We start from the raw sequence: 11,241 nt of genomic DNA, 5'->3' as shown, positions 1-11,241 counted from the left end.
AACCGGAGCCCCATCGCTTTATCCGCGCCCCCACTCCTTCCGACCAGGTGGACTTCACCCGCTTCCCGCTCGCCGCCGGCGACCGAGTGCTCGATCTGGGCTGCGGCGCCGGACGCCACGCCTTCGAGTGCTACCGGCGCGGCGCCCAGGTCGTGGCCCTCGACCGGAACGGCGAGGAGATCCGCGAGGTCGCCAAGTGGTTCGCCGCGATGAAGGAGGCCGGTGAGGCCCCCGAGGGCGCCACCGCCACCGCGATGGAGGGCGACGCGCTCAACCTGCCGTTCCCCGACGAGTCCTTCGACGTCGTGATCATCTCCGAGGTCATGGAGCACATCCCCGACGACAAGGGCGTGCTCGCCGAGATGGTCCGGGTGCTCCGGCCCGGCGGCCGGATCGCGGTCACCGTGCCGCGCTACGGCCCCGAGAAGGTCTGCTGGACGCTCTCCGACGCGTACCACGAGGTCGAGGGCGGCCACATCCGCATCTACAAGGCCGACGAACTGCTCGCCAAGATGCGCGGCGCCGGCCTCAAGCCGTACGGCACCCACCACGCCCACGCCCTGCACTCGCCCTACTGGTGGCTCAAGTGCGCATTCGGAGTGAGCCGCGACGGCAAGGACGCAGCGCTGCCGGTCCGCGCGTACCACAAGCTGCTGGTCTGGGACATCATGAAGAAGCCGATGGCGACCCGGGTGGCCGAGCAGCTCCTCAACCCGGTCGTCGGCAAGAGCTTCGTGGCGTACGCGACCAAGCCGCACCTGCCCGCGTCCGCCGCGGCCGAGGACATCGCCAGGGCCGAGGCGTGAGCGTTCCCGAGCAGACCGAACACCTCGTGCTGCCCGGCGTCCTGACCGCCGAGCAGGCCGCCGAGACCGTCGCCGCCCTCCTCGCCGTCCAGCGCGAGGACGGCGCGCTGCCCTGGTTCCGGGGCCACCACCTCGACCCGTGGGACCACACCGAGGCCGCCATGGCCCTCGACGCCGCGGGCGAGCACGAGGCCGCGGGACGCGCGTACGAGTGGCTGGCCCGGCACCAGAACGAGGACGGCTCCTGGTACGCCGCCTACCACGACGGCGACCCCGGGCAGCCGACCGACCGGGGCCTGGAGACCAACTTCTGCGCGTACGTGGCCGTCGGCGTCTGGCACCACTACCTCGCCACCGGCGACGACGCCTTCGTCGACCGGATGTGGCCGACCGTCTACGCCGCCGTCGAGTTCGTCCTGCGGCTCCAGCGGCCCGGCGGCCAGATCGGCTGGAAGCGCGAGGCCGACGGAACCCCCGTCCACGACGCGCTGCTGACCGGCTGCTCCTCCATCCACCACGCGCTGCGCTGCGCGCTGGCCATCGCGGAGCGGCGCGAGGAACCGCAGCCCGACTGGGAGTTGGCCGCCGGAGCATTGGCCCACGCGATCAGCGACCACCCGGAACGCTTCCTGGACAAGAGCCGCTACTCGATGGACTGGTACTACCCGGTCCTCGGCGGCGCGCTCACCGGAAAGGCCGCCAAGGACCGCATCGAGGAGGGCTGGGACCGCTTCGTCGTCCCCGGCCTCGGGGTGCGCTGCGTGCTCCCCAACCCGTGGGTCACCGGCGGCGAGAGCTCCGAACTCGCCCTGGCCCTCTGGGTGATGGGCGAGTCCGACCGGGCGCTGGAGATCCTCCAGTCCATCCAGCACCTGCGCGCCGAGGGCGGCATGTACTGGACGGGGTACGTCTTCGAGGGCAACCGGGCGATATGGCCCCAGGAGCTCACCACCTGGACCGCCGGTTCGCTGCTGCTCGCGGTGGCCGCGCTCGGCGGCGACGAGGCGACCACCGCGGTCTTCGGCGGCGAGCACCTGCCGCGCGGACTGGACCCCGACTGCTGCTGACCGGAGCGGCCCGGCCCTGCTCGGGGCCGGGTGGCCCCGGCCACCCGGACGGCGTTTCCCGGGTGGCAGGCCGCACCGGGCCGGACGAACCTTACGGAGAGTGCCGAAATCGGTCACTCTCCGTTTGTGCAGGGATTTCCGAGGTGTCCGGCCAGGAGGCCCACCGTGCCCAGTTCCGCCATGACCGGCCCCGCCGCGCCCGAGCCGGGCGGGTCCGGTCCGGCCGCGCCCCGTCCCGTACCGCTGAGCCGGACGCTCGTTCCCCTGCTGCTGGCCTGTGCCCTGCTCGTGGGCGCCACCGGGTGCGGCGGCAACGACGGCGACGGCGTGAGCGTCACGGCCTCCCCGAGCGGGACGTCCTCGGCTCAGGCGCAGAAGTTCGCCAAGGCGCGCTTCGTCAGCAACGCGGGGCTCGCGGCCGGGGCCACGTACCAGTGGATCGTCAAGCCGTACCGGGCGGGCAAGTTCAAGAAGGGCGCGGACGGGCGGACCTTCGCACTGGTCAAGGCCGGGCTCGCGGGCGCCTTCACCTACAACCGGCTGAAGGCGGCGGCGGTCAACGCCAAGGGCGACCCGCTGCTGTCGAAGGCGATCGCACCACTGACAGCGGGCATCGAGTCGCTCAAGGACCTGGGCGCCAAGCTCCGCAGGGGCGAGGCGGGCGAGGGCGACATCGGGGTCTTCGAGAGCGTGATCAACAGCGTCAAGGACGCGGGCGCGAGCGCGGGCGCCGAGGTGAAGGACAAAGTGCCCAGCACCGCTCAACTCGGCGGATAGGAAGGGAAGTCCACCTGGTCGGAAGGAGTGGGGGCGCGGATAAAGCGATGGGGCTCCGGTTCGTGGTCGCACTAGGGTTCGCCACATGAGTTCACTTCCGCTTTCGCATGACGACTACTGCGCCGAGATCATCGCCCGCACCGACGCGCTCAGGGCATCGCTCCGGGGCGCGGACCTCGGCGCGACCGTCCCGACCTGCCCCGACTGGACCCTGCGCGACCTCGCCGTGCACGTCGGCGGAGCCCACCGCTGGGTGGGCGAGATCGTGCGCACCCGGGCCACCGAGGAGGTCACGGACAAGCAGGTGCCGCGGTTCGAGCCGGAGGGCGACGACCCCGACGTGCTCGACGCCTGGCTCGAGGAGGGCGCGGCGGAGACCGTCCGGGCACTGCGGGAGACCGGGCCGGACCAGGAGGTGTGGACCTGGGCGTGGGAACGGAGCACGGGATTCTGGGCGCGCCGGATGGCGCACGAGACGATCGTCCACCACGCCGATGCCGCGCTCGCCGCGAAGACCGACTACGAGGTGCCGCCGGCGCTGGCCGCGGACACCATCGAGGAGTGGCTGGAGATCGTCGCCTTCGTTCGTGCCGTGGGCGACCCGGAGGCCGCCGAGCTGACCGGGGCCGGGCGCTCCATCCATCTGCACGCCACGGACGTCCCGGACGCCGAGTGGCTGATCGAGTTCGGCGACGACGGCTTCACCTGGCGGCGCGCCCACGAGAAGGCGACCGTGGCGCTGCGAGGCACGCTCACCGACATCATGCTGGTCTTCAACCGCCGTCTCGGGCCGGACAGCGACCGGGTCGAGGTGCTGGGCGACGCGGAGCTGCTGGACTTCTGGCTGAAGCGCACCTCGTTCGGCTGAGCCCGGCCCGAGGCTCCGGCAGGCCCCGGCCCGATTCGGGCGGGACGCCGTCCGGGCCCGCTGTGCGGGCGGGGCGGGGCTGAGCGAAGCTGGAGGTGGGACGGCCGCCCGCGCGGGGCAGGACGCCGGAACCGGGTGCGCCCGGTTCCGGGAGACGGCGCCCGCGCGGGGTTACGACGCAGGTCCCGGCCCGCTCCGGGGCGGGCCGGGCGGCGCGGTCCCGGACAGGAGCGGTGAACCCATGACGGCCACAACCGTGCGAGGCATCGACCACATCGGGGTCACGGTCCCCGACGTGGAGACCGCGACCCTCTTCCTCGTCAGGGCGCTCGGCGCCGAGGTGCTCTACGACACCCTGCGCCGCCAGGACGGGCCGAACGGCGGGCCGGAGGTCGAGCGGCGGCTCGGGGTCCCGGCGGGCACCCTGCAACTGGCGGTCAGGATGCTGGCCCTGCCCTGCGACGGCCCGTGCATCGAGCTGTTCGAGTTCCAGGGGCCCCGCCGCGAACCCCCGGTGCTGCCCTGCGACTTCGGCTGGCAGCACCTGGCGCTGTACGCCGACGACCTGGACGCGGCCGTACGGGACTGCGTGGCCGCGGGGGCCGTGCTGCTCGCCGACCCGCAGCCGCTGCCGGGCCCCGAGGCGGGGGAGCGCAACCGGTTCGCGTACCTGCGCACCCCGTGGGGCAGCACCCTGGAGCTCCTGACGTACCCGGACCCGCAGCCCTGGGAGCGCACCGCGACCCGACGGCGGGTGCGCCCCTCACCCGTCAGCACCGGGGCCGGCATCGGCACCGGTACCTGGCCGACCGACCCGGCCAGGTACCGGTGCCGATGCCGGCCCCGGTGCTGACGGGTGAGGGGGGTCAGGGCGTGGTGGAGGGTGGGGCCGTGGTGGAACTCGTAGGCCAGCCAGGGGACTCCGGCGTCGGCGTCGGCGTTGATGACCCGGGCGGTGCGGGGGCTGTGGATTCTTTGTGCGGCGACGGCCTCGCGGCGCAGGCGTTGTCGGAAGGTGTCGTCGTAGGCGGCGAACGTGTCGCGTACGAGTTTGACCGCGACGAGGCCGCCCGTGGGGTCGGAGGCCAGTAATACCCGGCCCATGCCTCCCTCGCCCAGCACCGCGAGGGTCCGATACGGCCCGACCACACGCGGATCGGACGGAGCCAAGTCCCACACAGACAGCTTCTCCCCGATGAAGGTGGTGCGACTCGACTTCGTTCCTGAGGATTGCGGCCGGTTCCTGTAACCGGGAGCCCGTCACTATAGTCGATGCCGGACAGGGCCCGTTGTGGTTCCGGCAAGGTGTGGTATGGACGGCGCCAGGACCTGCTCCGGCAGTACGTCCCGTCACCGGTGACCCGCCACGACACCATTTTCGAAGCGCGTCCTGAGGGCTGTCCCGCAATCCCGGGCGGGCGCGGATCACGGGACAGCCCTCAGCCGTTGAGTTCGGCGAGTACCCGCAGGGTGTGCGGGTCGGGCGCCGTCACCAGCAGGTCGGTGACCGGTCCCGCGCGCCACGATTCCAGCCGCTCCGCGATCCGTTCGCGCGGGCCGACGAGTGAGATCTCGTCCGCGAACGCGTCGGGCACGGCCAGTACCGCCTCCTCCTTGCGCCCTTCGAGGAACAGCCGCTGAATGTGCCGGGCCTCCGCCTCGTATCCCATCCGCGCCATCAGGTCGGCGTGGAAGTTGCGGGCCGCGTGCCCCATGCCCCCGATGTAGAAGCCGAGCATCGCCTTCACCGGCAGCAGCCCCTCCGCCACGTCGTCGCAGACCCGGGCGCGGACCAGCGGAGCGATCATGAAGTCCTCGGGAAGGTCGGTGAGCGAGGCCGCGTACACGTCGGTGCGCAGCGGCGACCAGTACAGCGGCAGCCAGCCGTCGGCGATCCGGGTCGTCTGCGAGATGTTCCTCGGCCCCTCCGCGCCGAGCAGCACGGGCAGCCGCGACCGCAGCGGGTGGGTGATCGGCTTCAGCGGCTTGCCCAGCCCGGTGGCGTCCGGGCCGGTGTACGGGTGGGAGTGGAACCGCCCGTCCAACTCCACGGGCGCCTCGCGGCGGAGCACCTGGCGGATGACGTCGACGTACTCACGGGTCGCGGTCAACGGGCTCGCGGGGAACGGCCGCCCGTACCAGCCCTCCACCACCTGCGGACCGGACAGCCCGAGGCCGAGCATCATCCGGCCGCCGGAGAGGTGGTCGAGCGTGAGGGCGTGCATGGCGGTCGCGGTCGGGGTGCGCGCCGCCATCTGCGCGATGCCGGTGCCCAGCCGGATGCGGGAGGTGTGTGCGGCGATCCAGGTCAGCGGGGTGAACGCGTCCGAGCCCCAGGCTTCCGCCGTCCACACCGACGCGTACCCCAACTGCTCTGCGGTCCTGGCCAGTTCGAGATGGGCGGGGTCGGGTCCCCGGCCCCAGTAGCCGAGCGCGAGTCCGAGCCGCATCCGACACCTCCCAGCATTTCTGACGCCCAGTCAGATCGATGCGCACGGACGGAGGGTACGACAGCGGCCCCCCGCCCGGAAGGGGCGGGGGGCCGCTGTCGTCGTCACGGGTGGTGCGTGGACTCAGCCGCGCTGGATGCCCGTGGTGTCCTGGAGGACGCCACGACGGCCGTCCTGGGTCTGCGCGATCAGGGTCTGGCCGCGCTGCTCGACCGCCAGGTACCAGGTGCCGGGCGCCAGTTCGGCGATCGGCGACGGCGAACCGTCCTCGCCGTACAGCGGACGGGCCACCGGCACCGCGAACCAGAACGGGGTGAAGTCACCGGTCGGCGCACCCGCGCCCGCGCCCGTGGCCTGCGGTTGGGCGTTCTGCGGGTCGGGCTGGCCGGCCTGCGGCTGACCGCCGAAGGAGGGCTGGCCGCCGTACGACGGCTGCGGCTGGGCGCCGCCCGGGTACCCGTAGCCCTGGCCGGGCTGACCCTGGCCGTACGGGGGCTGCACCGCCTGCGGGCTCGGGGCCCCCATCAGCGGGGCCTTGAGCGCGGGGACCAGCGGGGTGGCGACCGCGCCGCCCGCGAGCACGATGGTCGAGAGCAGGCCGAGGATCATGCCGGCGCCGGCGTCACCGGCGTCGATGATCGTCCAGAAGGCCGTCCACAGCGAGAAGACGGTGAACGCGGCGCCGAACTGGACGAGGTCGAAGCCGACGACCTTGCGGGTCGGCATGGAGCGGCCCACGATCACCAGCACCGCGCCGATGATGCCCGCCAGGAAGAGGCTCATGAGGAGCCCGAGCGAGTCCCAGGCGTTCGCGGAGTCGTAGCCGGAGCAGTTGACGCCCGTGGGGCAGTCGAAGCCGTTGAGGTCGAGGAAAGAGGCGATGAACAGCACGACCGCTGCTCCGATCACCACGCCGTCGCCTCGAGTGAGGGAGCGGATATTCACGTGAAGGTCCTTAGTCGGTCGTCTCGTCTGGGCGGTCGTCGCTGCCGCCTGCACGGGTACGGCGGGCACGGCATGAAGCTCGGGGGAGGCCCCCATCGTACGGATGAATCTATCGTCTGACCGGTCGGGCTGCGGCCCTGCCCGGAGGCTGGACGTACATCCCCCCATTTTCGCCCCAGAACCACCTCTTGTTACCCCTTGAGGTAGCTACTGATGCCATCGGCAATGCCTTGCGCGGCCTTCTGGCGCCAGTCCGGGCTGGTGAGCAGCGCGGCGTCCTTGGGATCACGCATATTGCCGCATTCGATGAAGACTTTGGGCACGGTCGACAAATTCAGTCCGCCCAGATCCTTGCGGGTGTCCAATCCGGTATTGCCGCCGATGTAATTGGAGGGAGCGCTTCCGGTGGCTCGGACGAAGAGACCGGCGATCCTGGTTCCCAGATCGCGCGACGGACCGACGATCTTCGAGGTGTCCGCCGCCCCGCCCCGCACGGCCGCGGGCAGGATCACGTGGAAACCGCGGTTGCCGACCGCGGAACCGTCCGCGTGCACCGAGACCACCGCGTCGGCTTTCGCCTTGTTGCCGATCCGGGCCCGTTCGTCGACGCACGGCCCGTACGAGCGGTCGTCGTCGTACGTCAGCAGGACCTCGGCCCCCTGCTTCGCGAGGAGATCGCGCAACCGGTGCGACACGTCGAGGGTGAACCGGGCTTCCGCATAACCGGAATTGGTCGAGGTGCCGGTGGTGTCGCACTCCTTGTGCCCGGTCCCGATGTCCACCTGGCGATTGATTTCCCGGGTGTGCAGGCGATTGTTCGGATTGTGCCCGGGATCGATCACAACGGTCTTGCCCGACAACGGCCCGGGGATCTTGTTCGCGGGCCTGGAAGCGGAAGCGGAAGGAGTGGTGGGGGAGGCGGACTTCTTCCCCGGCGCCGGAGCGCTCCTCGACGGCGACGCCGACGCGGAGGTCGGCGCGGAGGCGGCGGCGCTGCCGCTCGGCCCCGGCCGGGCAGCGGTGCCGCCGCCCCCGTCGTCGCCCGCGCCGCAGCCCGCGGCACTCAGGCACACGGCTGCGAGCGCGACGGCGGCGATCAGGGGCCGGCGGCGCGGTGTGGGGGGAACGCTCTCGTCGTACGGCACCACGCGATGCTATCGGGGCCCTCGGACGGCCGCCCTCAGATGCCGGTCCCGGTACGCCGCAGCACCCGCAGCGAATCCGTCACCGAGACCTCGGTGAACGCGCCGGACTCCAGCGCCCGCAGATAGATGCGGTACGGGGCCTGGCCGCCGTGCGCGGGGTCCGGGAACACGTCGTGGATCACCAGCAGCCCGCCCTCGGCCACGTGCGGCGCCCAGCCCTCGTAGTCGGCGTTGGCGTGCTCGTCGGTGTGCCCGCCGTCGATGAACACGAACCCGAGCTTCCCGCCCCAGACCGCCGCGACCTGCGGCGACCGCCCGACCAGCGCCACCACGTGGTCCTCCAGGCCCGCCGCGTGCAGGGTTCGGCGGAAGGTCGGCAGTGTGTCCATCCGCCCCACCTCCGGGTCCACGACGGTCGGGTCGTGGTACTCCCAGCCCGGCTGCTGTTCCTCGCTGCCGCGGTGGTGGTCGACGGTGAGCGCCGTCACACCGGCCGCCCGCGCGACGTCGGCGAGCAGGATGGTGGAGCGCCCGCAGTACGTGCCGACCTCCAGGATCGGCAACCCCAGCGCGGCGGCCCCGACGGCGGCCCGGTACAGCGCGAGCCCCTCGCCCACCGGCATGAAGCCCTTGGCGGCCTGGAAGGCGGCGAGAATCTCGGGCGACGGCTCGACGGCGGACTCGGCGGGCACGGGTTCCTCCTGGTGACGACGGTTACGGCTGCACGTCTGCACAACCGCCCCATCGTGCCGCACCCCTCGGCCCGCGACACGGGCGGGGCGGTCGGCGCGGAGCGACGGTCCGGCACACCCTTCTGCGGGCCCTACCGGTCGTGAAGCACCTTCGGCCGTGTGACGGGAACGACGGTGAGCAGGCCGTCCAGCCCCTTGAAGTCGTCCGGGTCCGTGGTGAAGAGCGGAAGTCCCTCCGCAATGGCGATCGACGCGATCATCAGGTCGGCCACCCGGTGCTACCTGATGTCACCCCTGGGGGTGTGCCCCGGGGAAGCGCGCGAGACGCTCCGGGTCGGGACACCGCTCGGCGGCCTGCTCGCCGGGGTGCCGGCGGTCCCGCCGGAGTCGGGCCGAGGGACGCTCCGGGTTCGCGCAGTCGATGTGGCGGTAGAGGACGACCRGCTCCTCGGCCGCCCCGGGGATCTCGCCCCGGAAACAGCGGTCGAGCGGCTGGACCGGACGCAGGCACGCGGGGCAGGTCCGGCCCGGTGGTGCGAACGTCGAGTCCCACGGCCGGTGGTCCCACGGCCGGGCGTCGATGCTCATGCCGTTCCCCCGTGCTGTGCCGCGGAGTCGGCCAGCCGGCGCAGCATCCGGGCGAGGTCGCGCAGATGCTGGTACGCGCCGAAGACGAGCGCGCCGTCCCTCGGTGTCGAGGCGAGGAGCTGGTCGGCCTCCCACCGGACGGAGCGGGCCGCGGCGGTCCGCGCGTGGTCGAGCACCGCATCGGCGAGGAGGACGACGTGCCCGCGCAGTTCGCCGGTCCGGGCGTCGATCTCCTGGCGCGTGACCGTGCCGAGCCGGAGGGCGAGGGCCTCGTCGGCGGCCCGGAGCGCGGATTCGACGTCCAGGGGAGGGACGCCGTCGGCCGCCCGCTGCGGTTGGCCCGGGGAGAGGGGTGTCGAGGAGGGTGTAGAGGGATGCGTCATGGGGGGGCTCCTGGCTCGGACCTACGGATCTGCGGATCTGGGGGAGTGGCGGCAGGCGGACGGGCCGCGCGGCGATGCCGTCGTACGCGCCCGTTTCGGCAACCTTCGGTAATCGTCGCAGCGCGGACGGCAGCCGGGGGAGTGCCGCAGCGGTTTTCTGCGAGCGGGTTTCCGCGCGAAAGTCCTTGCTGCTCCAGCGCGTTCGCGTCCCCGGACGGGGTGTTCTGCACTCCCGCAGAACACCCCTTGCGACAGCAGGACGCTCTCCATCACGCTGGGTGACGCCGTGCAAGGGCGGGGCCCCTGGGTGTCAGCTGCCGAAGCGCTCCGGGTCGATCTTGTTGAGCCAGGCGTGGATCACGCCGTTCCGTTCGATGCGGAGGAAGTCGGCCCTTCCGTCCCCGTCGACATCGGCGAACCGCACCTCCTGCGGGGGTACTCCGGAGTCCTCCGCGATCCTTCCGAACTTTCGGAACTTCCCGCCCGCCCCCTTGGCGCCCTCGTTGATCCAGGCGAGGGCGCCGCCCTCGGCGGTGATCAGGACGCGGTCGTCACGCAGGTCCCCGTCGATGTCCGCGTACAGGATCTCCTCGGACTCCTTCCGGACGCCGTCGATGTCCTCGGGCGGGGCCCAGTCCAGGTACTCCCGTCCGTTCGCGGACTGGAAATCCCGGTTGTACCAGGCCCTCGTCGTACCGTCCGGCCCGATCAACAGGTAGTCGTCCCGCCCGCCTCCGGTGACGTCCGCGAACAGAATGCGGGCCTTCGGATCGACGGACGGCCGATCGCCGGTGGCTCCTTCCGAGAACACGTCGGGGGTGCCGGTGTAGTCGTTCATGCACATGCGGGCGCCTTCCGGGCTCTCCCCCTTCCAGGTGTGGACTGTCATCCGGCCGTCCGGGGCGACGACCATGCAGTCGGGAAAATCGTCCCCGTCGATGTAGCCGAAGTGGAGCGTGCCGCCCTCGGCCCCGGCCGGAGCCGTGTAGGAGTTCTTCCCCGGGCTGAAGGGCTTCCAGCCCGTGCCCGATGGGCCGTTGTTCCACCAGAACCGGAAGTTCTGGTCCTTGTCGACCACGACGAATTCGGCCTTGGGATCCTCCGGGTTGATGTTGACCATCCGGAAGGTGCTCGTGGACGGGAACTTCTCGGGCTGGATGACGCCGCGGTCCTCCCAGTCCGCGCCCGGTCCGTTCGTTTTCACGTCCCCGGCCGCTCCCTTTTCCCCGGCCGGTGCGGCGGAGTCGGGGTGCGGGGCGGAGCCGGCGCCGGAGCTGGAATCGGATCCGGAGTCGGAGTTCCAGGGCAGTGGGGCGAAGTACAGGGCCGTGGCGGTGGCCGCGGAGACGAACAACGCGGCCACCGCCACGGCCCTGTACTTCGCCCCACTGCCCTGGAACTCCGACTCCGGATCCGATTCCAGCTCCGGCGCCGGCTCCGCCCCGCACCCCGACTCCGCCGCACCGGCCGGGGAAAAGGGAGCGGCCGGGGACGTGAAAACGAACGGACCGGGCGCGGAC

12 protein-coding genes and 1 pseudogene are annotated in these 11,241 nt (G+C 71.9%); 5 read left to right on the top strand and 8 right to left on the bottom strand.

Annotation, left to right across the window (positions count from 1 at the left end):
- The first annotated feature begins 47 nt into the window (after window positions 1-47).
- The 5 genes from EAO76_RS08300 to EAO76_RS08280 all read left to right on the top strand — a co-directional run bounded on the left by EAO76_RS08300 (window position 48) and on the right by EAO76_RS08280 (window position 4,371).
- A complete protein-coding gene (locus tag EAO76_RS08300; protein WP_148834814.1) occupies window positions 48-806 on the top strand; it encodes a class I SAM-dependent methyltransferase in 759 nt (252 codons plus the stop codon).
- Window positions 803-1,873, top strand: coding sequence for a prenyltransferase (locus EAO76_RS08295; RefSeq protein WP_148834812.1), 1,071 nt, complete (start codon window positions 803-805; stop codon window positions 1,871-1,873). Before EAO76_RS08300 ends, EAO76_RS08295 begins: the two co-directional genes overlap by 4 nt.
- 180 nt (window positions 1,874-2,053) lie before the next feature.
- Window positions 2,054-2,650 carry a hypothetical protein gene (locus EAO76_RS08290; protein WP_148835643.1) on the top strand — a complete coding sequence of 199 codons (597 nt, stop codon included), beginning with the start codon at window positions 2,054-2,056 and terminating at the stop codon, window positions 2,648-2,650.
- An 85-nt stretch (window positions 2,651-2,735) separates the two neighbouring features.
- Complete coding sequence (locus EAO76_RS08285; RefSeq protein WP_148834810.1) at window positions 2,736-3,518, top strand: maleylpyruvate isomerase family mycothiol-dependent enzyme; 783 nt, start codon at window positions 2,736-2,738, stop codon at window positions 3,516-3,518.
- A 241-nt stretch (window positions 3,519-3,759) separates the two neighbouring features.
- Complete coding sequence (locus tag EAO76_RS08280) at window positions 3,760-4,371, top strand: VOC family protein (RefSeq protein ID WP_148834808.1); 612 nt, start codon at window positions 3,760-3,762, stop codon at window positions 4,369-4,371.
- 586 nt (window positions 4,372-4,957) lie between these two features.
- Here the strand turns inward: EAO76_RS08280 and EAO76_RS08275 are convergent.
- From EAO76_RS08275 to EAO76_RS08240, 8 genes and pseudogenes are all read right to left on the bottom strand, one after another.
- On the bottom strand, window positions 4,958-5,968 hold the full coding sequence (locus tag EAO76_RS08275) for an LLM class F420-dependent oxidoreductase (protein WP_148834806.1): 1,011 nt from the start codon (window positions 5,966-5,968) through the stop codon (window positions 4,958-4,960).
- A gap of 123 nt (window positions 5,969-6,091) precedes the next feature.
- Window positions 6,092-6,913, bottom strand: a complete 822-nt coding sequence (locus EAO76_RS08270; RefSeq protein WP_148834804.1) for a hypothetical protein — start codon at window positions 6,911-6,913, stop codon at window positions 6,092-6,094.
- A 191-nt stretch (window positions 6,914-7,104) separates the two neighbouring features.
- Window positions 7,105-8,058: an N-acetylmuramoyl-L-alanine amidase gene (locus tag EAO76_RS08265; protein ID WP_148834802.1), complete on the bottom strand. Its 954-nt coding sequence runs from the start codon at window positions 8,056-8,058 to the stop codon at window positions 7,105-7,107.
- 35 nt (window positions 8,059-8,093) lie between these two features.
- Window positions 8,094-8,750, bottom strand: coding sequence for a class I SAM-dependent methyltransferase (locus tag EAO76_RS08260; RefSeq protein ID WP_148834800.1), 657 nt, complete (start codon window positions 8,748-8,750; stop codon window positions 8,094-8,096).
- Between the two features lie 131 nt (window positions 8,751-8,881).
- Window positions 8,882-9,025 (bottom strand): annotated as a pseudogene (locus EAO76_RS08255) (VapC toxin family PIN domain ribonuclease); the annotation flags it as partial.
- Between the two features lie 13 nt (window positions 9,026-9,038).
- Complete coding sequence (locus tag EAO76_RS08250) at window positions 9,039-9,338, bottom strand: hypothetical protein (protein WP_148834798.1); 300 nt, start codon at window positions 9,336-9,338, stop codon at window positions 9,039-9,041.
- Entirely contained in the window at window positions 9,335-9,721 is a 387-nt protein-coding gene (locus EAO76_RS08245; protein ID WP_148834796.1) for a DUF6415 family natural product biosynthesis protein, read from the bottom strand. Before EAO76_RS08245 ends, EAO76_RS08250 begins: the two co-directional genes overlap by 4 nt.
- 310 nt (window positions 9,722-10,031) lie before the next feature.
- Window positions 10,032-11,241: VCBS repeat-containing protein (locus EAO76_RS08240; protein WP_222872140.1), on the bottom strand; the 1,210-nt coding region annotated here is incomplete at its 5' end.

The organism is Streptomyces sp. sk2.1 (assembly GCF_008120935.1).
In the GTDB taxonomy this organism is placed as follows: domain Bacteria; phylum Actinomycetota; class Actinomycetes; order Streptomycetales; family Streptomycetaceae; genus Streptomyces.
This window is presented reverse-complemented; position numbering and strand designations above follow the sequence as displayed.